The sequence below is a fragment of the Petrimonas sp. genome (genome assembly GCF_963921705.1).
GTDB lineage: Bacteria > Bacteroidota > Bacteroidia > Bacteroidales > Dysgonomonadaceae > Petrimonas > Petrimonas sulfuriphila.
The window spans coordinates 2,172,559-2,195,804 of sequence record NZ_OY997410.1; the positions used below are offsets into that span (position 1 = coordinate 2,172,559).

General features: G+C 45.4%; 14 protein-coding genes. 8 read left to right on the plus strand and 6 right to left on the minus strand.

Annotated features, from left to right (window positions below; genetic code table 11):
- The first annotated feature begins 1 nt into the window (after position 1).
- The 3 genes from AACM02_RS09025 (at position 2) to AACM02_RS09035 (ending at position 2,443) form a co-directional block, all read left to right on the plus strand.
- Positions 2-469: a DUF4870 domain-containing protein gene (locus tag AACM02_RS09025; protein ID WP_339116750.1), complete on the plus strand. Its 468-nt coding sequence runs from the start codon at positions 2-4 to the stop codon at positions 467-469.
- Positions 469-1,155, plus strand: coding sequence for an ATP-binding cassette domain-containing protein (locus tag AACM02_RS09030; RefSeq protein ID WP_339116751.1), 687 nt, complete (start codon positions 469-471; stop codon positions 1,153-1,155). Before AACM02_RS09025 ends, AACM02_RS09030 begins: the two co-directional genes overlap by 1 nt.
- A 127-nt stretch (positions 1,156-1,282) precedes the next feature.
- Positions 1,283-2,443 (plus strand): glycoside hydrolase family 99-like domain-containing protein, encoded by a 1,161-nt coding sequence (locus AACM02_RS09035; protein WP_339116752.1) that lies wholly within the window; start codon positions 1,283-1,285, stop codon positions 2,441-2,443.
- Between the two features lie 9 nt (positions 2,444-2,452).
- Here AACM02_RS09035 and sprA read toward each other — a convergent pair whose 3' ends face one another.
- From sprA to AACM02_RS09060, 5 genes are all read right to left on the minus strand, one after another.
- Positions 2,453-9,604, minus strand: coding sequence for a cell surface protein SprA (gene sprA, locus AACM02_RS09040; protein ID WP_339116753.1), 7,152 nt, complete (start codon positions 9,602-9,604; stop codon positions 2,453-2,455).
- A gap of 41 nt (positions 9,605-9,645) precedes the next feature.
- Entirely contained in the window at positions 9,646-10,236 is a 591-nt protein-coding gene (ruvA, locus tag AACM02_RS09045) for a Holliday junction branch migration protein RuvA (protein WP_339116754.1), read from the minus strand.
- Between the two features lie 142 nt (positions 10,237-10,378).
- Positions 10,379-10,996: a methyltransferase domain-containing protein gene (locus AACM02_RS09050; protein ID WP_339116755.1), complete on the minus strand. Its 618-nt coding sequence runs from the start codon at positions 10,994-10,996 to the stop codon at positions 10,379-10,381.
- Positions 10,993-11,436, minus strand: coding sequence for a TlpA disulfide reductase family protein (locus AACM02_RS09055; RefSeq protein WP_214063697.1), 444 nt, complete (start codon positions 11,434-11,436; stop codon positions 10,993-10,995). The genes AACM02_RS09050 and AACM02_RS09055 overlap by 4 nt, the downstream gene beginning before the upstream one ends.
- Complete coding sequence (locus AACM02_RS09060; RefSeq protein ID WP_339116756.1) at positions 11,426-12,679, minus strand: CinA family nicotinamide mononucleotide deamidase-related protein; 1,254 nt, start codon at positions 12,677-12,679, stop codon at positions 11,426-11,428. The genes AACM02_RS09055 and AACM02_RS09060 overlap by 11 nt, the downstream gene beginning before the upstream one ends.
- Before the next feature lie 178 nt (positions 12,680-12,857).
- Here AACM02_RS09060 and AACM02_RS09065 point away from each other — a divergent pair, with 178 nt between their 5' ends.
- Positions 12,858-13,112 (plus strand): type B 50S ribosomal protein L31, encoded by a 255-nt coding sequence (locus AACM02_RS09065; protein ID WP_214025247.1) that lies wholly within the window; start codon positions 12,858-12,860, stop codon positions 13,110-13,112.
- Positions 13,113-13,196: 84 nt separating this feature from the next.
- On the opposite strand, the gene AACM02_RS09070 is transcribed toward AACM02_RS09065, so the two are convergent.
- Positions 13,197-13,799 carry a SagB/ThcOx family dehydrogenase gene (locus tag AACM02_RS09070; RefSeq protein ID WP_214063695.1) on the minus strand — a complete coding sequence of 201 codons (603 nt, stop codon included), beginning with the start codon at positions 13,797-13,799 and terminating at the stop codon, positions 13,197-13,199.
- Between the two features lie 221 nt (positions 13,800-14,020).
- On the opposite strand from AACM02_RS09070, the gene AACM02_RS09075 reads away from it, so the two are divergent.
- The 4 genes from AACM02_RS09075 to gyrA all read left to right on the plus strand — a co-directional run bounded on the left by AACM02_RS09075 (position 14,021) and on the right by gyrA (position 23,166).
- The gene (locus AACM02_RS09075) at positions 14,021-15,265 is read left to right on the plus strand and encodes a DUF4105 domain-containing protein (protein WP_339116757.1); all 1,245 of its coding nucleotides are present in this window, start codon (positions 14,021-14,023) and stop codon (positions 15,263-15,265) included.
- Positions 15,266-15,368: 103 nt separating this feature from the next.
- Entirely contained in the window at positions 15,369-16,952 is a 1,584-nt protein-coding gene (locus tag AACM02_RS09080; protein ID WP_339116758.1) for an alkaline phosphatase family protein, read from the plus strand.
- A 97-nt stretch (positions 16,953-17,049) separates the two neighbouring features.
- Positions 17,050-20,346, plus strand: coding sequence for a preprotein translocase subunit SecA (secA, locus tag AACM02_RS09085; RefSeq protein WP_339116759.1), 3,297 nt, complete (start codon positions 17,050-17,052; stop codon positions 20,344-20,346).
- A gap of 273 nt (positions 20,347-20,619) precedes the next feature.
- Positions 20,620-23,166 carry a DNA gyrase subunit A gene (gene gyrA / locus AACM02_RS09090; RefSeq protein WP_339116760.1) on the plus strand — a complete coding sequence of 849 codons (2,547 nt, stop codon included), beginning with the start codon at positions 20,620-20,622 and terminating at the stop codon, positions 23,164-23,166.
- The last annotated feature ends 80 nt before the right edge of the window (positions 23,167-23,246 follow it).

Here is a 23,246-nt window from a genome sequence, read left to right on the forward strand (position 1 = left end):
CATGAAATACGAAGATTTAAAAATTCTGGACCAACTTCGTGAAAAAGGAAGCATCACCGAAGAAGAATACCAACGTGAAAAAGCGAAGATATTGAATGAAACAACTTCGTCGTCGACATCGTCGGGCAGTAAGCCTCTTTTCGGACTGGAAGAAAACACTTACCTCATGTTGATGCATGTTTCCCAATTGCTGGGTTTGCTGATACCGTTAGCTGGGTTTGTGGCGCCCGTACTCATGTGGGTTATCAATAAGGATATCAACGCCAACGTGGATCTTCACGGAAAAAATATATTGAATTTTACGATCAGCTATCTCATTTACAGTGCGGTACTAGCTATTACAATTATCGGTATTCCGTTGCTCGTCGTTCTGGGTATTGTTTACCTGGTTTTTGTTATTTTGGCTGCTGTTAAAGCCAATAACGGCGAATACTGGAGATATCCGTTTATTATTCAATTTTTAAAATAATGAGTGACGATTTTTTGATAAAATATACCGGAGTACAACTCAACAGAGAGGAAAATATAATTTTACGTGATGTGAACCTGGAGGTCAACCGGGGTGATTTTTTATACATTATCGGTAAAGTAGGGTCGGGGAAAAGTACATTACTGAAGAGTATGTATGCTGAAATTCCGATTGAGTCCGGCGATGCCCGTGTCTTCGATTACCACTTGCAAGCCTTGAAAAGAAAACAGATCCCTTACCTGCGTAGAAAGATCGGTATCGTTTTCCAGGATTTTCAGCTTCTCATCGACCGTACGGTAGAAAAGAACCTGGAGTTTGTGCTCCGGGCGACGGGTTGGAAAGACAAAATAATTATTAAGGACCGTATTATTGAGGTATTGACTCAGGTTGGAATGCAAAACAAAACCTACAAAATGCCGCACGAACTTTCAGGTGGCGAACAGCAACGTGTGGTAATTGCCCGGGCGTTGCTCAATTCGCCATTGCTGATCCTTGCCGATGAACCTACAGGAAATCTGGATCCCGAAACCGGCAGCCAGATTGTAGACTTACTGCAACAGATTTCCAGTGGGGGCACTGCTGTTATTATGTCGACCCACAATTATTCCATTGTCCAGGCTTTTCCCGGACGCATCATGAAATGTGAAAACACGGAATTGGTCGATTTGAAGAATTTCGGCTATTAGAGAATTGTTAGGAGGATTCTCAATAGTTTTTACTATAATTGCAAAAATATTTTTTAACTCAAATATTATGGTTTTCAAAATTAATGTAAATTTTTTTTTAAAGTTGTCCGTATGGATGGCATGCTGTATGGCAGTAACTTCATGTACCGATAAAAAAAACACGGTTAAGGAAAGCAGCAATAATTCAGAGTATTACGTTGCAGCCTACATTTGGCCATCGTGCCATCACGACGAGCGTTTCGGTGATATGTTGTGGCCCGAAGGAACCGGGGAATGGGAGGTGATCAAGAAAGGAAACCCACGATTTGAAGGCCATTACCAGCCGAGGCTTCCGTTGTGGGGTTATGAGATGGATAACGACCCTAAGGTGGTTGAGAAATGGATTGACCTGGCAGTGGAACATGGAGTCAATGTCTTTGTGTATGACTGGTACTGGTATGACGAGGGGCCATTTCTGGAAAGTGCGCTGAACGATGGATTCCTGAAAGCAAAAAATAACTCGAAGATGCAGTTTTATATCATGTGGGCCAATCACGATGTAAAGCGCAATTATTGGAATGTTCACAAATATAAGGACGATACGTCGGTTTTGTGGAACGCTGTTGTTGATGAAAATAATTTTAAGATTATCGTTGACCGGGTGATCAATCAATATTTCAAGCAACCGAATTATTTTAAGATTGACGGCAAGCCCGTTTTCTCTATTTTCAGTATTGACAAGCTGATGGAGAGCTTCGGAGGAGATGCGAAGAGAACACGGGAAGCACTGGATTATTTCCGGGAGGAAGTTAAAAAAGCGGGATTCCCGGACCTGCATATTCAATGGAACCAGGGGGGAGGCTCCCTCATGTCGAAAGAGTCGGCTGAAAAATTTTCAAACAAAGTAGAGGAGATGGGGTTCAACAGTGTTGCCATGTATAACATGGGAGGACTCAACGAAGATTATTTGGTATACGGCGACAATTCAAGAAAAATACGGACTCAAATGGATTCCACATTGAACGTACCGTTATTCCCATGTGTATCTGTTGGCTGGGATGATACGCCGCGTTTTCCAGCGAAAGGCATGAAGGATGTGGTTCATTACCACAACACCCCCGAAAGCTTCGCAGCTTTGTTGTATCAAGCTAAGAAGTATGCTGATAGTCATCCTGAACAAACGAAACTCATTACCATAAATGCCTGGAATGAATGGGTGGAGGGGAGCTATCTCCTGCCTGATATGCAGAATGGATTTGGCTATTTAAAAGCCGTAAAAGAGGTGATGAGCGGGGAATACGAGCCCTAAAAGTACCCGCTACCGGTTCAAATTCAGCCGCAGGCTCATTCCTGCACTTGTGTTGGCTGTGGGGTATGCTGCTGAGGAGACCAACGGCACATGAATGGTTTTATCGAAGAATGCACGGAGCGTGAGTGACCGGCTCAACGCATAGTCCGCAGAAAAGCGGATGGCGGTGGTTTTTAATCCGCTGGTGGCTTGGGTAAACCGGTCTTCGATCTTACGGATAAGGGCCTGTGTGATTTTGTGCGACACATCTACCCGGATGTTCAGGTCGTTGTTGAATTCCGGCAGGTTATCGGCGTTCTCTGTTTGCGTTGCTTGTGCGCGGTTAACACGTGTTTGCCTGCGACCGGCTTTTACCGAGTTAGAGCCAAAGCCGATAATGCGGTTAAAATCGGGTAGTCGGTAACCTAACCCGAAAACCATATCGTTGTCGTTCGTTTCCACGACTTGGTAAGATGCGATGTTCAGGTTGAGCGAACGCGTGTGGTTAATGCGGAAATTGAAGGTCATGTTGTTATCGAGTACCCCCCGTGCCTCGATAAGCGGACTAAAAGTTTCGATCAGGTTTACCGCGGAGATGTCGTATGGTGACGACGGAACAGGCGAACCGGTAAGCACATCGCGGACATATCCCAAATCGGACGTATCATCCAGGGGTACCCAGCTGAGGAACGAGGAGAACGCTCCTACACGATACTGCGACACATATTTGTGCGTAAGCAGCAGCGATTTGAAGTTTGCCCGGAGCGCAGGCAGCATTTGTAAAACGTTGTACGAAATGTCCCAGTTGGGCAGTAGCGATAGCAGGTCAGGAAAAGCGGTCAATCCGATTTTTTGAGCATCCCGTCCCGTGTAGGCGGCCAGGAAAGAGGGTATCAGCACATCTGCCGAATGGAGGTTCACGTCGCCGTTTTCCGGACTAAAGGGCTGGTTTTGAAATGCCGTTTCAGCAATAAACCCCCGATTGGGGTAGGTGGAGTTTTGGTACCGGCTGCGTACCCTGCCGGCGACGACTTCCCGGTTTGCCAGGAACCGGTCGAACGATGGCGAGGCGTAATCATTTCTAGCCTTGGAGTTCTCAAAAGCCGAAGCCAAGGCTAATGTACTTATCGCAAAACTTCCGCCGTAAATTTTGGGCATTCCGTCGAACATATATTGGATTTCCGTACGGCGGCTATTTTCATACAGCGCATTTAAATCAATTTTCAGGCCGCGGAGCGGTTCAAGTGTGGCCTCCATACGCACGTTATGTGTTTGTTGGTATAGAGCCGGCGAGATATTGTCTGCGTTTTTAACTAACCAGTTGTTGGCATCAGACTTTTCCAGAAAACGTTCACCTCCATCAAATCCAAAAGCAAAGCCCAGCCCGGGGATCAGTCCCGCAGGCGTGTGGCTTTGTCCGAAAAAATCACCGACCATAGGATCAAAACCCGGAATATCTGTCCTGGACCTGTACCCGAAATTTACGTTCACACTGCGCACCATCATCAGGCTGCGTGCCAGGTATTGGGCAACGTCTGCATCAAAGCGTTGTCCGGTTTTTCGCAGAAACCCTATTTTGTTGTACAGCTGTACCAGGTTCAGCCGTCCGTTTACGGTGAGCGACAGGTCGTTTTGCAAAATGTTTCCGATATTTTCATCGCGGATAAACGCACCTCGTTCCCACCGGTAACGCGAATTGTATGCTGTGCTTACACTCATCCAGTCCAGAACAGGAATTTGCGCAAACGGAAGTGTGTAGCTTATATCTGCCGTTTGTTCGTAATTGAGTGGCTTTCCCAGGTTCTGAATACTCTGAATGACAGAATCTTTCCAAAGCTCATAGTCGTCGCGGTTAAGTTTTTTGTTTACCTGCAGATAAGGTTCTTCTATTTCAGCAATGGTGCCCGAACGGAACGAGGTCTTCAGGTTTCGGGTCAGGTCCCAGGTAATCGAAAAATCCCTGTCCCAAGTGAAGAATTGGCTGAACGTTAAATACTGCCGTTGCGACTGTGAAAATCCCGACATGTGTGCGTTCAGATCGCGTAGCTGCGTTTCCTGGTAGTTTCGCATCAGTTGGGAACTGATCTGGATATTGTTGGGGAGGTAGTTGAAACTGAAATTTTTAAAAGGTTCAAACGGTTTCACAAGTGGAGTGTAACCGTAATTCGCCTGCAAGCGCTGATGGATGCTGTTGTTGTATTCGGTATCGGGGCTTTGAAAATGGTTCTCGCTGTAGGAATATCCGAAACTGAAATTCGTTGGGTCGTACGGCATCGGATTCTTACTCTTTATATTCATTTTTATATTGTTCAGAATCAAACTTTTGTTTAGTGTTTGTGTGACAGCCAGGCGAATAACCGAATCCCGTTCTTGTTTGTTTCGCGTGTTTTTTAACGATTCCGAAAGCAAAATATCCCGGTTGAGCGGATCATATTGTGGTGCGGTAGTTTGATTGGAATAGGAATAGTAGAGGGGAGCCGATATCTTTAACGGCTCAGGTAGGAATCGTCCCAGTTCCATATTCATGGCGACATTTATTGATGAATAATCGTCGTTCCGTCTTTCCAGCAAGCTTTGGTCAAGTGTACCGAAGCCCACTGTCTCCTTTCTTCCCGAAACCGTTAACGACCCGATATCCGATAACGCGAGATTAACGTTCCCCTGTACCGCCCAACCTCCTTTCTCGTCGAACTCGCTTAATCGGAGTTCGTTTGCCCACACTTCGGAAGACTTGGCGCTGACGGAGTTATTTCTAACGCCGATCATTATCACTTTCACTTCGGCAAGTGACGGATTTCCCACAACGGTTAACCTGTTCTCCGGCTTTTGGGGATCTGCTTCGGAATAAGGAGTAAGGTAGGTCACACCGCTTCCACGACGTTTTTCCGCATTGCGTTTCAGTTTCAGGCTTGTCAGCAGTTCAAGCGGAAAATCGAACTTGTTCCCGGGTTTCCATACCGTTTCCTGGTGATCGGGGATGTTCGAACTGTAGCGTCCTGCAGGAGTTAATTTAAGTGGAATTTCGTACTCGTAATAATTGTTCCGGTAATCAGAACCGATACGTAAAAAAATACTCATCTCGTCGTCTTGCAGATCGCTGCTGCCGTCTGCCGTTTCTTCGGCATGTATGAACATCTGGAGGCGTTTGTAGCGACGCAGGTCGTACTCGGTGTTTTTGTAAATGGCGCGTGAGTCGCCCGGATCGAGATCCTTCACTTTCAATGCGATGGCTTGCTCGTTTTGTTGACGAAGTTGCGGCTGGCTAGGATCGAGGATACGTGTCACACCCGGAGGTAAAACGTAATTCACGGGAGTACGGTCTCCGTTCTCTTCGATGCTTACGGTTGAGACTTCCAGCTTACCCGGTCCCGCTACGGTTCCGCCTGATTGAAGGCTTTGAGTGTATGTCCGCCATTCACTGCGCACGAGTTCCAGCGTGGCAAACCGAAGAAATACAGGTTGTCCGAAACCGGTAAGAAACATTCTCATAAACCGGATGTTGTTGAATCCCCTCATATTACCTACCCGGGACTGGTAATCACGTAGGGGAATCTTAAATTGATACCAGTTCACTTTTCCCGTTTTTCCGTTGCGCAACGAAACGTTTGCTTCTCGTTTATCAACGATATAGTTGCTACCCACTGTCATGTTTCCGGGACGAAGCTTCACTTTATACTGGTAATACGACTCGTTCTCATTCAGCGTATTATCGTTGTCAATATCTTCCACATCGGGTGTTGTGCGCGATGCGGTGGAGTAGGGCTGTGTTTCATCGGGTGCGAGAGAATTTCCTTCGGTCCCGTTGTAGTATTTATAACGGTCCAGAATGCTCAGTTGCGCCCGGTCCTGTTCTTGTCCCCTGTAATGCCTGAAATTGTCTCCTGAAGGGTCGTTGAGTAATGAATGTCTGTCTGCCCGCATTCTTGGCAATACCTCTTCCGAAAGTTTAGGAATAATTTCATCCAAATAGGCGGCGTAGGTAGGAAACGCTTTTTCTTCTTCCGTGCTTAATCCGTTCAGACCCACGTCCTGTACACGGCGTGATTCGTCTCCCTGCGAATTATCGAAAGCATAGACGGTGGACTGGCGCAGGGGGTATTTTCCCCAAATACTGGTACCGGAGGTACTCGCATCACCGTTAACAGGTAATCCGTTTTCAAAAAACTTTTTTCCGTCTTTCAGCACGTCTTCCGAAATTTCACCCAGGTTAAAATACAAATCGCCGCCACGGTCAGCTCCCGTTTTATCGTTCACAAACGGGTCCATCAGCCAGAATTCGATATATTCGATGTTGGCCGCTTCAAAATCGCGAATGTCCATTTTTCGGGTGATTCCTCCCCACCGCTTTTCCGGGTTAAGTAATTTTCCTTCGGGATCGATGCTGGTGTCGAGGTTGTATGGGCCGCGTTCGTCGGGGTAAAAAGAGATGTTCATCACCGGAAGTGTAGGGGGATCGCCGTAAACGGCTTCCTTGTCGGGAAAAATCTCACGTTCGTAGATTTCGCGTACCAGGTGATTGGAAAGCTGCTCCTTGTCGTTTTTTATGTGTGCGGGGGTGAGTGAGGAGTTCCGGTGTGTAAACAGCCCGTCAATATAGAACCACGCCATGTGCGCCCGGTTTTTTCCGTAATCGATATTGTTGGTTAATGCCGCTTCGGGAAACAGCCCGGTGGAGGTATCGTTGAATGGTGTTGATGCCAGCGACCAACCGTAGGGTGACCGTAAGTCGATTCTTGAGGTAGATGTTTCAAAATCGTCCAGGTAAGAATATCCGCCTGTGTACTTGTTGCGATAATGTCCGGGAATCATGTGGGCAAATTCCAGGTTGGCTGTCAGTTGGGATGGGGCGGAGGCGTCCACGAAGGGCAGTATATCGAGCAGGCGGGTTAGCGCATACGATTGTTTCCTAAACGAGGTATTCAGGCCCCAAAGAGTGTTTTTTACAGATTCTTCGCCAAAAACGGTTTTCACGGTAAGGGGTTTTTCGTAATAGTGCATAACGGTAGCTCCAACCCTGAAATCTTTCGAGAAGTTGTACGCCAGGTCAACTCCCATCATTGTTTTACGCTGCATGTTGAACACCGATTGATTTTCGAGTGTCACGGTCACAGGTGTTCCCGCATCCAGGATCGCCTGGTTGATGATAGTTACCGTCCCGGAAATATAATCCACCGTATAGTCGGTGCCCTCGATTAACGCTACGCCGTTAGCTGTGACCCGCACGGATCCGCGCGTAATGTTCGTGGCATTCAGGTTGAGTTCCGCGCCCGAACTGCCCCGGTATTCGCCCGAAATCCTGAATTTATTTTTCTCTGCAAACTGCCGGGCAACGGTCAGTGTGGAGTCATAAAGTTGTTGAAAAACGTATTTTTCAGCAACGGCATCGTCAGCGATCATTTTTCGCAAGTGTGAACCGAAAGGTTCCACTACAGGAAAGATGATCCGTCCGTTATCGGCCATAACGGTGTAACCGTCCAGAAAGTCAAAAATACCGTCAGGATGAGGGTCGTTAGCTGAATTCAGGTTGTCCAGATTCATCACGCTCAGCAATAGGTGATCGCGGATATCGCCTTCGGGAATATAATTCAGGTAAACGCCGGTGGTGTCGCTCTGGTAAGTGATGCTGAGCTTAAACCGGTCTTTCTGTATGTTGTACGCATTATATCCCAGTGAATAGATATTTTTCATCATCAAATCCCAGGTATAGGCTTGCGGAGAAAGGGAGACAGACTTCAAGAGCTTCAGAAAAAGGGCACCAACGTTTTGGTTGGATGAAAATTCCCCCACCTGATAAGCTTTTCCGTTGTAGATGTATTCGTAGGCAACAGCTAGTACTTCATCGGCCTGCAACGGTGTACGCAACGAAACATAACCCAATTGCGGCTGGAAAGTATATTCGGAAGGAGTGAGCAGCCGTGCGCTTTCAATTTTCTCGTAATCGCGGCCCATAATCACGGTTGAAGGAAGGACTGCCGCGGTTTGGCTGATATCGCGTGCGGCAACGTAAGTGGAGATCAGCTGGCGGTACATCGTATTGGCATCGTTATGCGGCACAGTTTCTGTACCGGTAGACGACCACAGGGGATTATGAATGGAGCTGTGCTCCCCCAGATCAGCTAAAGCCAGTATGTCCCGTGCCTGGTCATAGCTGCTTCGTTTGTTGGTCACCCATACTTCTAACCGGGTTATCGAGACCGCCGATTGGACGTAAGGCAATTTTGCCAGTGCTTTGTCGTAATTGTCCCTGAAGTAATGACTTAAAAAGAAATGACGGTTTTCGTCGTACTGATCGGCATTAATTTCGAAAGGTGTGGTTTGAACGGCACCGCGAGAACTGATGGTCCTGGATTCCGACTCCTGTTGCGACAAAACAGTGCTTACGCGCAATTTGCCGAACTGTAGGTCTGATTTGATACCGAAAAGAGCTGTTCCGCCGTTGATAAGCGAGTTTTCGGTGGTCATACTCACGTTTCCGGCTTCCATGTTTTTGATGATTTCGTCTTCATCACCCTGATAAGCGAGTTTTACACGTCTGGCATCGAAATTGAACGCAGCATCGGTATCGTAATTCAGTCCGAAATTAATCTTGTTGCCGACTTTGGCATTGACGTTAAGCTGAATTTGTGGATCGAGATCGAACCGGGTTCGCTTTCGGGAGCGCTCGGGGAGGGTGGGGTTGTCGATTACGTTTCTTATTAACCCGCTGCTGAGTTCTATCGATCCCTGAGTGGTCAACTGGATTCCGCCAGGCCCGAAAACGTCTTCCAGCAGCGTGTTGCTCCGACGTAGGTTGAAAAACGGTAACGGCTCCTTGCCTGCAGGTTTGTCCTCTTTCCTGATGGCATTTCTATTTTTGAAATACTTGTCGTTCGATTCTTTCAACGTATATTCCATGTACTCCGCAGGCGTCATGGTAAATGGAATTCCTGTTACCTTATCGCCGACTTTGTTTTGGAAAACATACCGGTTGGTTTTGTAATCATAAAACACTTCCGTTCTTATGTTCGAGGGTGTTTGGAGATCGGCAGGTAATTTTTTAGTTAGGTCTTCCACCGTTTCAACGGTCGTTTTCTGCACCGGAAACCTTGATTTGGTGGTGTCTTGCTGAGCAACAACAGGTTGTATTCTGCTTACAGCAAGCAGAACAATGAGAAAGAGGTTATATAATGCTGTTCTTTTCAATTATCCAGTGAGTGGATAGATAACATAACTCACAACTCATTTTACATCCGTTTCAACGCCTCTTTAATAATGGCCTCTACCGATAGTGACGGTGATTCTTTCGCTATTTTTGCCACTGCCTTTTCCGAAGCTTGTTTGGTAAATCCTAGCATCACCAGTGCAGAAACAGCCTCCAGGGCCGCTCCCGAGATAAACAAGGCAGCCGGTATTTTCACCGTTGAACCCTCTTCCGTATACTTGATCTTATCCTTCAGATCGATGATGATGCGTTGTGCGGTTTTTGCACCGATACCCTTTACAGACTGGAGTACAGTCGCGTTTTCAGAAGCAATAACCGCTTCCAGTTCACGGGAACTGAGTGACGACAAAATCATTCGTCCTGTGCTTGGGCCGACACCCGATACGCTGATAAGGTGTAGAAAAATTTCGCGTTCGTGTTTGTCGGCAAAACCAAAAAGCACGTGTGCATCTTCGCGGATGGATTCAAAAATGTAAAGCTTGGCCGATTGTTTGCCGTTGAGTGCGGTGTACGTGTTCAGGGAAATATTTGCCATATAGCCAATGCCATTGCATTCAATTGTAATGGAAGCAGGTGTTAACTCAGCGATTTCACCTTTGATATAGTCAATCATAAATTCAAAAAGTTGTAACGATACTCGATTCAGTAAATATAACGGAAATTTTGGTTAAAACGTATAAATCAGGGGGAGAAAAATCGTTTATAAGCAAAAACCTTAAAACAACCTTTCCGGACACAGGCAACTCAGTAGGTTTTCACTTGACTTTCCTTCCTATGAACCGGATTACGTTACCGGTACCTATGTGGCTGCTTCCTTCGGAAAGTTCCACCTCTCCTTCACTTGATTCGATGGGCTCAAAATCGTCAAAATCACTCCGGATCATCTCCAGGGTATACAACATCCCGATATTTCGTGGCCCACCGATATTGGGATATTTTTTCTGATATTCGATGTGCTGTTGGCTGAATCCCTCCACAATAATAAGACCCTCGGGCTTGATAAGTTTACCGATCAACCGGTGATACTCCAAACGCAGTTGTGGGGTAAAATGAGCATAAATAAGAGCGGCAGCGGTGAAAATTTCTCCCTCCAACGGAAGATCGGGAAGTTCACCTACTCGATAATCAATTTTTACACCGGCTTTGTCAGCCAGTTTTAGGGCTTTCTTCTTTCCTTCTTTGCTTTGGTCGAACGCGACTACCTCCAAGCCTTTCTTGACAGCATACACGGCATTCCGGCCTTCTCCTTCGGCCGGTAGAAGTAATCTTCCGGCCGGTAGAAAAGTATCTATTGCGTACTTGAAGTATTCATTCGGTTCTTCTCCGTAAACATATTCATTTGTGGAATATTTGTTGTCCCAGAATTCTTTCATTCCGATTCTCGTGTTAATTCTTCGAGTGCGTAAATCAAGCGGGTTTGGGAGCCATCCTGCGATCCGAAAATTGACCGGGTCGGGTTGCCTTCTTTATCCAACAGAATCCAATGGGGTGTGCCCTCGCATTCAAACGTTTCGTAATTTGTTTTTTCAATGTCAAAATAGATAGGGAATGGTAGCTCCTTCATTGTAAATAAGTTGAGGATGTCGTCTTTGGAGATCATCTCTTTCCCAAAAGTGGTGTGGATGGCCACTACGTTCAGGTCTTTGAATTCCTGCAGGTAGTCGTAGGCCAAGGGGATTGCCCTGCCCACACATCCCAGGCAATGGATGTTGAAAAACAAGATTAGCAGAGGTTTTCCCCGATAAATATCCATTAAATTCAGCGTGTTGCCGTCCAGAGACTTTACGGTGATTTTTTCTGTTTTAGGTTGCATCTTTTTTGTTTTTATATTTGTCAAGCATTTTTATCATCTGTAGGATAGCCATGTTGGTTGTTCTGTTTATGTTTTCTTCGCGGGAAGTACCGAATTGATATTTTTTCGTTACCGTTTCGCGATGCATCCGGGTGCAAATCCATACCGTTCCCACTGGTTTTTCGGGTGTGCCTCCATCAGGGCCGGCAATACCTGAAACGGCTATGGAGCAGTCGGTCTTCATTTTTTCAGATACATTCTGCGCCATTTGCTCCACTACTTCGCGGCTGACGGCACCGTACGTTTCAATTGCTTGGTTTGAAACCTCCAGCAGGGAGATTTTAACTCTGTTGTCGTACGATACAACCGTACCTTTGTAATACTCCGACGCGCCCGGAACAAGCGTTATCCGGTGGGCAATGTTTCCTCCGGTGCAACTCTCGGCTGTGGAGAGGGTGAGCTTTTCTTTTCTCAAAGCTTCACCCAGCAATGCTTCAAGCGGTTCATCACTATCAGCAACAAGGAAATCGCACAACACTTCCCTGAGTTTTTTCTCTTGAAACCTCATTTCCGGAAGGTTCTCTTTGCCCCGGGCCGACAGTCGTAAGCGGATCAATCCGTAGGAGGGGAGATAGGCGAGTGAGAAATTGCCTGGAAGTGTCGCTTCAAAGTCTTCCAGCAGGATGGCCAATGACGATTCCGTGATTCCCGATACGAGGAATGAAGACTTCAGGTAGTCAACCGATAGGAATCGTTTTTTTAATCGGGGAATGATTTCAGTGGTTACTGCTGTTTTCATCTCGAAAGGAACACCTGGCATTGAAACCAATATGTGGCTTCTTTGTTCAAACCAAAGAAGGGGGGCTGTTCCGACTCTATTCTGTATAACAGTACAACCTTTCGGAACAAAAGCCTGGTTCTTTGTCAATTCATTCATCGGATAATTTTTGTGTGCAAAGAGACGGTTGATTTGTCGAAAGACTTTTTCGTTGAAAATTAATTCGGTACGGAAGTAGTTGCAGAGTGTTTTCTTGGTAATATCGTCCCGGGTGGGTCCAACTCCCCCCGTCATCAACAGTACATCCGCCCTGGAAAAGCCTGTGTCAATAGCTTTCGCCATATCTTCTTCCTGGTCGCCGACGGTTGTAATTGCCACGGTTTCAAATCCCTGCCGGGTGAGTTCTGCTGCCATCCAGGCGGAATTGGTATCAATGATTTGCCCGATAAGGATTTCATCTCCAACGGTTATAATCTCTATTTTCATTTGTGTGTAACCGATTTACATGCTTGTTTCTTTTTAGCTTTCCAATTTCGTACAAAATTAAGCTATCGGAATCGATTTTTTCTAAATTATTTCTATTTAATTTTTCTATTTCAATGAATTGTTATATCTTTGCATTCCGAAAATCCAAAGCAACAAAAATAAAACAAATCATATAACAATGAAAAAAGAAATACATCCAAGCAATTATCGCCCGGTAGTTTTCAAAGATATGTCGAACGAAGAAATTTTTATTTCACGTTCTACTATAAACGCCAAGGAAACCATTGAGATTGACGGTGTTACTTATCCTTTGGTGAAACTTGAAATTACCAGTTCATCGCATCCGTTTTACACCGGAAAACAAAAATTGGTGGATACAGCCGGACGTGTCGACAAGTTTATGAGCCGTTACGGAGATCGTAAGAAAAAATAAATCCTTTTTCAGGTAATAATAAAAAACGGTGGTTTTCGAAAGAGAATCACCGTTTTTGTTAACGAACAATGCGAAGCCGACAAACTATTTGGGATAGCCAACCGTTTGTGTGAGCAGCACTTCCTGATTTGCCGGTAATTGCAGGAGCTCTTCAAGTACCTTTTTGTCGTACGAACCGCGTACAACCGTTGCCAATCCTTCAGAGGCGCAGAACAAATAAATATTTTGCGAAACAAAGCCGCAATCGGTGTATGCATAGTTTTTGCCCGATGCTTTTCCGGAATCGGAAACAAAAAGGATATTCACCGGTGCGTTGGCAACATAGGTTTGTGTACCAGCACTTTTCCTATAATCGCCTTTTTTTACCAACGCCAGTCTATGTTCCCGGGCATTGTAAAAATAAATACCGCTTTTCATCACCAGGTAAAGTTCGAGTTCCTGCCTGTTGTTGGCTGTTGGGGCAGTACGCTTATCTTCGCGGTTAAATCCGTTGGCCGCCCAAAGTAAATTGGATAGAACCTCGTCCGGCAGTTCTTTTTCCTGAAACTCACGGGCGGATTTGCGTTCACTCAACGCCTGCATTAGGGGTTTTCCGCCTTTTTTATCCGGAGCGGAGAGTTGAATGTCCTGAGCATCCAAGGGTAGTGTCAGCCATGAAAATAAAAGAAAAATAACCAATTTGTTCATGCTTAAAATTTTAGATTTACGACGTACAAATATAGCCAAAAATGCCGAACGTATGGTTTAAAAACAGGTTAAAATATAGCGGATTATCCCATTTTTCAGGCATCGGTTGTGTCAGAAACCGAGAGGTAGGTGGAGGTCCTGTGGTTTTTCCATTGATTGAAAAGCCGTGAAAATAAACTTTTATATGTAAATTTGCATTTCCAACATAAGTTCAGTCGATAATGAAAAAATATTTTTTTGCCCTGATTCTTATCACGATGTCGGTTTTTGCAAATGCCCAGGTAGTATTGAGCGACAGTGCCAAAATAAGCCTGATGACCTGCGGGCCATGGTCGGGAGCAGTTTATGCGTTTTACGGACATACGGCGTTGCGTGTACAGGACGATTCCACGGACATGGATATTGTATTCAATTACGGTTTTTTTGACCCTACCCAGCCCAATTTTATGTATCACTTCGTAAGGGGGGAGACCGATTATATCTTGGGAACAACATCTTTTGAAGGATTTATCAGCGAATATGCCTACAAGAAGGTGGCCGTTTATGAACAGGAGCTTAATTTAGCTCAACCGGAAAAGCAACAGTTATGGGAGGCCTTGTACCTCAATCATTTGCCGGAAAACAGGGGGTATCGGTATAATTATTTTTACGACAACTGCGCCACACGTCCGCGCGATATGGTGGAGAAATTCGCCGGAGGTAAGATTATATACCCACCCACAAAGGAAGGACAAACCTATCGGGATCTCTTGCACGAATGTTTACAACCCTATCCGTGGAACAAATTCGGTATTGATTTGGTCATAGGTGCGGGAGCCGATTCCCCTATTGATGTTCGTGCAAAAATGTTTATTCCTTCTTATTTGATGAATTCATTTGAGGGGGCAACCGTTGTTAAGAACGACTCTGTTAGCTATCCCCTTATCAGAAGTACAACTACGGTATTGGTTTCAAATGAGGAGGACAATGGTAGCGAACAGATTATATTTTCACCGTTAATAGCAGCATTCGCACTTTTTTTTATAACCTTGCTGGTATCGGTGATTCAATACATAAAGTGGAATAAAACCCAGTTGCCCCAAATTTATGACACGATTTTGTTCGCTGTTTACGGCTTGGGAGGATGTATCCTGTTTCTCCTGATGTTTTTTTCGGAGCATCCGGCTACAAATCCTAACTGGAATTTTGTATGGCTAAACATTTTTGCGCTTGTCGCTGCCATTTTATTTTGGGCAAAGCCGGTGAAAAAAGCGGTAAATATCTATCATTTTATTAACTTTGCAGCCCTAACCCTCTTTCTGCTTTTCTGGTGGTTGCTGCCACAACAATTACCGGTGGCAGGCATTCTTTTTTCAATGAGTATGTGGCTCAGATCGGGAATGAATGTATTTATGCAGACGAAAAGGAGAAAGGTTAATAAGCGGTATGTTTCGTCGAAATACATGAAGGCAGGTTGGGGGCAATGATGTGAATCAAAACGTAGCACGGTTTTTGCATGATACAATAAGAACTGGATTGCGCACATAAAGAAGCCAACAGAACAAGCTTAAATGAAAGATATACTCTCAAATGAATAAAATATTATCCTCTCTTGTCGCTCTTTTTTCGGTAACCGCTCTTTGTGCCCAGGACACACCAATCGTCCCCAAGTTGGTTGTGGGGATCACCATAGATCAATTACGCGGCGATTACCTGGAGATGTTTCAACATACTTTCGGAGAAAAAGGATTTAAAAAGCTCCTGAATGGGGGGTTGGTTTATGCAGATCTGGAATTTGATTTTCCCCACCTCGATCGTGCTTCCACCATCACTACCATTTTCACGGGTGCCAATCCCGCTTACCACGGAATTACCGGAGAAAACAGGTTTATACTGAAAGAAAACCGGGAAATTCCTGCTTTTTCCGATAACAATTATGCCGGAAATTTCACTACCGAACGTTATTCTCCATTACCTGTAAAGGTTTCTACCCTTGCCGACGAACTCAAAATCGCTTCCGGAGGACAATCGGATGTGTTTGCTTTTGCGCCTCACGCTTCACAGGCATTGGCATCCGGAGGACACGCTGCCAGTGGTGCGTACTGGGTTGAAGACATGACCGGAAACTGGGCAACGACGGCTTTTTATAAAACCCGGCAACCCATCGTGGATCAACATAACCGTACACCGGAGTCATTGAGTAAGAAAATTGGTTCCATCACGTGGCGCCCAGCTATCGACATATCGAATTACAAAGCGTTTCCTTATACCAAGAACCTGTATAACTTCCAGCATTACTTCGGTGTGGATAAAAAAAATCACGTTCGGTTATTGAAACAGTCGCCTTATGTTAACACGGAAGTTCGTGAAATTGCAGAGAAGGTACTAAAATCCAGCTCGTTGGGAAAACGTCAAAATCCTGATTTCCTGGCGTTGACTTTCTATGCCGGCAATTTTGAAAATTCGCTCGACAAAAACTATTCCGTTGAAGTGCAAGACACTTACTACCGGCTGGATCAGGAAATAGAGAAACTGCTCGAAGCTATTGATTCAGCTGTAGGCCTGCAGAACACCCTGATCTTTGTGGTTTCCACCGGATATTTCAACGAGCAGGAGATCCACCCTTCGGATATGGTTACTTCGGGAGGTGATTTTTATCCCGACAGGAGCATCGCATTGCTCAACATGTATCTCATGGCTATTTACGGCCGCGAACAATGGGTCAGTAAATATTACAGCCAGCAGCTGTTTTTCAATCGCAAACTTATCGAAGACCGGAAAATCAACTTCGTGGAATTTCAGCAAAAAGCGGCTGAATTTCTTGTTCAGTCGGCCGGTATACAGGATGTCATTACCTCTCACCAGATGCTGCACGGTGCTTACAATCAACGTGTGCAACATTACAGAAATGGTTTCTACAAAGGAATATCGGGTGATCTTTACCTGGAATTACAGCCCGGATGGAAGGTAGTGGTTGAGAATGACCTCAACAACAACGTCCGCGTAAGAGACAATGCCGTTCATGCGCCGGTCATCTTTTTCGGAAACAACATTAAACCGCAGCGGATCAATCGTGTGATTGATGCAACGGAGATCGCCCCCAGCGTTTCACACCGCTTGCGGATTCGTGCTCCCAACGCTGCCCAAGCCAATATTTTGGAAGAACTGTTTTAAATAGAGAAGTTAACAATTAACAATTAAAATTAAGGGGACCGGATAAATCCGTACAACAGGTCGGACCTGAAATCCGAAACCCGCAATACAAAACAATATGGGATTCAATTCATTTATAAGTAAAATATTTGGTAATAAGGCACAGAGGGACCTGAACGAGATAAACCCCATTGTAAATTTAATAAAGGAGGCTTATCCGGGAATAGCCAAGCTCTCAAACGATGAGTTACGTGCAAAAACCAAAGAACTCGAAAAGAAAATAGAAGAATACATTGCCGCGGATAATGCCCGGATAATGGAACTGAAAGCCGGCATCGAAGATGTGGAATTGGAAAAGCGCGAGTCGGTATGGAACGAAATCGACAAGATTGAAAAAGAGGTTACATCGAAATTGGGGAAAATATTGTTGGAAATTCTTCCCGAAGCGTTCTCTATCGTCAAGGAAACCGCGAAAAGATTCAAGGAAAATCCGGAGACTGTGGTCACGGCCACTGATTTTGACCGCGATTTAGCGGCCAGGCACGATTTCGTTCGTATCGAAGGCGATAAGGCTGTCTTCCTGAACCGTTGGATTGCCGGTGGCAATGAAATAACCTGGGACATGGTGCACTACGATGTGCAGCTGTTTGGGGGGGTGGTGCTGCACCAGGGCAAGATTGCCGAGATGGCAACCGGTGAAGGGAAAACGTTGGTGGCCACCCTGCCGGTATTCCTCAATGCGCTTACACACAGGGGAGTGCATGTGGTTACGGTGAACGATTACCTGTCGAAGCGTGACTCGGAGTGGATGGGGCCTATTTACATGTTCCACGGGCTTTCGGTAGATTGTATCGATAAGCACGAACCCAACTCCGATGCCCGCCGCAAGGCTTACGAAGCAGACATCACTTTTGGAACGAATAACGAGTTCGGTTTCGATTACCTGCGCGACAACATGGCTGTTTCTCCCAAAGACCTGGTACAACGTATACACAACTATGCCATTGTGGACGAGGTTGACTCCGTGTTGATTGACGATGCACGTACCCCCCTGATCATATCGGGGCCTGTTCCGAAAGGGGATGATCAGTTGTTTGATCTTTTCCGTCCACGGGTGGAGCAGGTGGTAAAAGCACAGCGTGATTTTACTACCCGGTTGCTTGCTGATGCAAAAGCCAAAATGACTTCGGAAGATAAAAAGGAACAGGAGGAAGGCGCTCTATTGCTGTTCCGTTCCTACAAAGGTATGCCAAAATACAAGCCGCTCATCAAATTTTTAAGTGAACAGGGTGTGAAAGCGGCCATGCTGAAGACCGAAGAGTTTTATATGCAGGAGCAGTCGCGCAACATGCATATCGTTACCGACCCGTTGTACTTCGTGATTGACGAGAAACAGAACAGCATCGAATTGACCGATAAAGGCATCGACCTGCTGACGGGGAAGTCGGACGATCCGCACTTTTTTGTGTTGCCCGACATTGCCTCGCAACTGGCCGAACTGGACAACCTGCCGTTGTCCGACGAAGAGAAAGCAGCTAAAAAAGATGAGCTCCTACAGAATTACGCGATAAAATCGGAACGTGTTCATACGATAAACCAGCTTCTTAAAGCTTACACCCTGTTCGAGAAAGACGACGAGTACGTGGTGATCGACAACAAAGTGAAAATCGTGGATGAACAAACAGGCCGTATTATGGAAGGACGCCGTTACTCTGACGGGTTGCATCAGGCTATTGAGGCAAAGGAACGGGTGAAAGTGGAAGCTGCGACGCAAACCTTTGCCACCATTACCTTGCAAAACTACTTCAGGATGTATAACAAGCTTGCGGGTATGACCGGGACAGCAGAAACAGAGGCTGGTGAATTTTGGGACATTTACAAGCTGGACGTGGTGGTGATTCCAACCAACCGGCCCATTGTCCGTAATGATATGAACGACCGCATCTATAAAACCAAACGTGAGAAATATACAGCGGTAATCGACGAAATAGAAAATACCATTTCTAAAGGCCGCCCGGTTCTGGTGGGAACAACCTCAGTAGAGATTTCCGAACTGTTAAGCAGGATGCTTACACTTCGAAAAATAAAACACAACGTGTTGAACGCCAAATTACATCAACGCGAAGCGGAAATTGTTGCCAATGCCGGACAGCGTGGAATGGTAACCATTGCTACCAACATGGCGGGGCGTGGTACCGATATTAAACTTACGCCGGAGGTAAAAGATGCCGGAGGGTTGGCTATTATAGGTACGGAACGGCATGAAAGTCGCCGTGTCGACCGTCAGTTACGTGGCCGTGCCGGCCGTCAGGGAGATCCGGGCTCTTCGGTTTTTTTCGTATCTCTCGAAGATGACCTGATGCGCTTGTTTGCCACCGAACGGATTGCCGGGCTTATGGACCGGATGGGCTTCAAGGAAGGCGATATGCTTGAGCACGACATGTTGAACAAATCGGTGGAACGTGCCCAGAAAAAAGTGGAGGAAAACAACTTTGGTATTCGTAAACGGTTGTTGGAATACGATGACGTGATGAATTCTCAACGCGAAGTGATCTATAAACGTCGCCGTCATGCATTGATGGGCGACCGTATCGAGATTGATGTTACCAACATGATAACGGAGACGGCCAAGAATGTGGTGGAGGCTAACGAGGACGATTTCGAAAACATGAAACTGGACCTTTTCCGTGTAATGGCAGTTGAGATTCCTTTCTCCGAAAAAGAGATGAAGGAGATGAAAATCGACGTGCAAGTTGAAAAAGTGGTTCAAAAGGCTATTTCGGGATTCAAGCGCAAAACGGATCGATTGGCAGAAATTGCCCAGCCGGTTATCAAGGATGTGTACGAAAAACAGGGTGCCATGTATGAAAACATCCTTATCCCCATTTCCGATGGAAAAAGAATATACAACATTGCTACCAACCTGAAAGAAGCGTATGAATCGGGGTCAAAAGCGCTGGTCAAATCGTTTGAAAAATCAATTTTACTCCACACCATCGACGAAGACTGGAAGGAACATCTCCGGGAAATGGACGAATTACGACATTCGGTTCAAAACGCCAGTTACGAACAAAAAGACCCGCTACTGATTTATAAGCTTGAATCGTTTAGTCTATTTAAAATAATGGTCAACGACATCAATTCAAAGGCGGTTTCTATCCTCATGCGTGGCCAGATTCCCGTTCAGGATCCTAAAAACGTTCGCCAGGCTGCCCCTGAACAGAAAACCGATTACAGCAAATACCGTACTCAAAAGGATGAAATTGAAGGGGGGCCCTCATCCAATGGTTCACCTAGACAGCCTGAACAAAGAAAACTAGAGCCAGTCCGCGTGGAAAAGAAAGTGGGTCGAAACGATCCATGCCCTTGCGGAAGCGGGAAAAAATTCAAAAATTGTCACGGACAAGGTGCCTGATAGTAGTCTAAAAGATAAAACAACAGAACAAACAAACCCGAAGCAAATTTAACTTGCTTCGGGTTGTTTTTTGTTGGAAAAAACCTTCTGGAACAAACAATAAAAAACATTAATTACGGTCTGAGGCAAACGATTTTTGATCGGATTTCTTTTGTTAAACCGTGGAAAATCCGTACCTTAGTACGTTATTTAAAAAGAAGTAAAAGGCATGTTTATTATTCTGTATTTCAACAAAATATAAGACATGTCTGAAGAAAAAAATTACATTTTAATATGATTGACCAAGAAGACAGAGTCATTAAGATCAACATTGAAGATGAAATGAAGTCGGCGTACATCGATTATTCGATGTCCGTAATCGTTTCACGTGCATTACCTGACGTTCGTGATGGATTTAAACCCGTGCACAGACGTATCCTTTTTGGAATGTCCGAATTAGGGAACACATCGGATAAGCCGCACAAGAAATCGGCTAGAATCGTAGGGGAGGTACTCGGGAAGTACCATCCGCATGGCGATTCATCGGTTTATAATGCCATGGTGCGCCTGGCGCAAGAGTGGAGTATGCGCTACACGCTGGTTGACGGTCAGGGAAACATGGGAAGTGTTGACGGTGACAGCCCTGCGGCTATGCGTTATACCGAAGCCAGGATGAACAAACTTGGCGAAGAAATGTTGCGCGATATCGATAAAGAAACTGTAGATTTTCAATTCAATTTCGACGATACTCTTCAGGAGCCAACGGTTTTGCCGACACGGATACCCAACCTGCTCATCAACGGCGCATCGGGTATTGCGGTAGGAATGGCAACTAACATGGCACCGCACAATTTAACGGAAGTGATTAACGGAATTATAGCATATATTGATGATAAAGAGATAGATACTGAAGGGTTGATGCATTACATCAAGGCTCCCGACTTTCCCACAGGTGGTTATATTTATGGTTATAAAGGGGTTATTGATGCTTTTGAAACGGGTAGGGGACGCATCGTTATGCGTGGAAAAGCCGAAATTGAATCGGGAAAAAACCACGATAAAATAATCATTTCAGAGATCCCGTATCTGGTAAACAAAGCGGAGTTGATTAAGCACATTGCTGACTTGGTGGGCGAAAAGAGGATTGAGGGAATATCAAACGTAAATGATGAGTCGGACCGCCAGGGAATGCGTATTGTAGTCGATGTGAAGCGCGACGCCAATGCGAATGTTGTTCTCAACAGGCTATACAAGCTCACAGCCATGCAATCGTCGTTCAGCGTAAATAACATTGCGTTGGTGAATGGCCGTCCGGAAATGCTTAACCTGAAGCGGATGATTGAACTGTTTGTCGAACACCGCCACGATGTGGTTGTACGCCGTACAAAATATGAACTTCGCAAAGCGGAAGAAAGGGCACACATATTGCAGGGCCTGATTATCGCGTCCGATAATATCGACGAGGTAATTGCCATAATCCGCGGTTCAAGCACACCGCAAGAAGCTATTCAACGGTTGATTGAACGCTTTGAACTGTCCGATATCCAGGCACGCGCCATAGTAGAGATGCGTTTAAGGCAACTTACCGGACTGGAACAGGATAAGCTTCATGCCGAATTCGAAGAAATCCAACGGTTGATCGCTCATTTAAACGATGTCCTGAATAATGAGGAACTGCGTATGCAGATCATCAAAGAGGAGTTGATTGAAGTGCGCGACAAGTTCGGTGATCAACGCCGTTCTGAAATTATTTTTGCTTCGGAAGAGATGAATCCCGAAGATTTTTACTCCGATGATGAAATGATAATTACCATCTCTCATTTTGGTTACATCAAACGTACCCCACTGACAGAGTTCCGCACGCAGAACAGGGGTGGAGTAGGGGCTAAAGGGTCGCAAACAAGGGACGAAGATTTTGTTGAATACATTTATCCCGCTACCAACCACAATTATATGCTCTTCTTTACTCAAAAAGGCAAATGTTACTGGTTGAAGGTTTACGAAATTCCGGAAGGAACCAAGACATCGAAAGGAAGAGCCATTCAAAACCTGCTAAACATTGATTCAGATGACAGCATCACCGCTTTTGTACGAGTGCTTACCCTGGATGACGAAGAGTACATCAACTCCAATTACCTGGTTTTCGGAACACAATCGGGGGTTGTTAAGAAAACATTGCTGGAAGCTTATTCGCGACCGCGTCAAAATGGGGTGATTGCCATAGGATTAAGGGAGGATGATCAGGTGATTTCCGTAAGGTTGACTGACGGTAAAAAGGACATCATTATGGCTAACCGAAATGGCCGGGCTATTCGTTTCAACGAAGAGGATGTGAGACCGATGGGCCGTACTGCAACCGGAGTAAAAGGAATGACGTTGGATGAGGACGGCGAAGATTATGTAATCGGTATGATTTGCATGGATCCCGACTCAAAAGATACCATTCTTGTCGTCTCGGAACAAGGATACGGTAAGCGGACCATGCTGAACGACGAAGACGGGGAACCGGTCTACAGAATTACCCACCGAGGAGGAAAAGGGGTTAAAACGCTGAACATTACAGAGAAGACCGGAAAGCTTGTTGCGATAAAAAGTGTGACAGACGACAACGATTTAATGATTATTAACAAATCCGGCATAACAATACGTGTGAAAATTTCCGATATTCGCACAATGGGACGTGCTACTCAGGGAGTTCGGCTCATAAACCTGGAAAAACGAAACGATGAAATCGCTTCGGTATGTAAAGTTAATTCCGAAGAAGAAATAGATGAGGTGGAAACCGTTTTGCCGGAAGATGTCGATAGTGAGGAAAATTTTACGGATGAGGTCAGCGAATAATGTACATATTTTAAACTTTTTGTATTTTTACAGTCAAATAAATCAATAGAAATTTTAAACAATTAAGAAAAGACGAATAC

Excerpts from the sequence above, each read along its gene's own strand:
- AACM02_RS09025 (WP_339116750.1), top strand. The coding sequence starts at position 2 with ATGAAATACGAAGATTTAAAAATTCTGGACCAACTTCGTGAAAAAGGA.
- AACM02_RS09030 (WP_339116751.1), top strand. The coding sequence starts at position 469 with ATGAGTGACGATTTTTTGATAAAATATACCGGAGTACAACTCAACAGA.
- AACM02_RS09035 (WP_339116752.1), top strand. The coding sequence starts at position 1,283 with ATGGCAGTAACTTCATGTACCGATAAAAAAAACACGGTTAAGGAAAGC.
- ruvA (WP_339116754.1), bottom strand. The coding sequence starts at position 10,236 with ATGATTGACTATATCAAAGGTGAAATCGCTGAGTTAACACCTGCTTCC.
- AACM02_RS09050 (WP_339116755.1), bottom strand. The coding sequence starts at position 10,996 with ATGAAAGAATTCTGGGACAACAAATATTCCACAAATGAATATGTTTAC.
- AACM02_RS09055 (WP_214063697.1), bottom strand. The coding sequence starts at position 11,436 with ATGCAACCTAAAACAGAAAAAATCACCGTAAAGTCTCTGGACGGCAAC.
- AACM02_RS09060 (WP_339116756.1), bottom strand. The coding sequence starts at position 12,679 with ATGAAAATAGAGATTATAACCGTTGGAGATGAAATCCTTATCGGGCAA.
- AACM02_RS09065 (WP_214025247.1), top strand. The coding sequence starts at position 12,858 with ATGAAAAAAGAAATACATCCAAGCAATTATCGCCCGGTAGTTTTCAAA.
- AACM02_RS09070 (WP_214063695.1), bottom strand. The coding sequence starts at position 13,799 with ATGAACAAATTGGTTATTTTTCTTTTATTTTCATGGCTGACACTACCC.
- AACM02_RS09075 (WP_339116757.1), top strand. The coding sequence starts at position 14,021 with ATGAAAAAATATTTTTTTGCCCTGATTCTTATCACGATGTCGGTTTTT.
- AACM02_RS09080 (WP_339116758.1), top strand. The coding sequence starts at position 15,369 with ATGAATAAAATATTATCCTCTCTTGTCGCTCTTTTTTCGGTAACCGCT.
- secA (WP_339116759.1), top strand. The coding sequence starts at position 17,050 with ATGGGATTCAATTCATTTATAAGTAAAATATTTGGTAATAAGGCACAG.
- gyrA (WP_339116760.1), top strand. The coding sequence starts at position 20,620 with ATGATTGACCAAGAAGACAGAGTCATTAAGATCAACATTGAAGATGAA.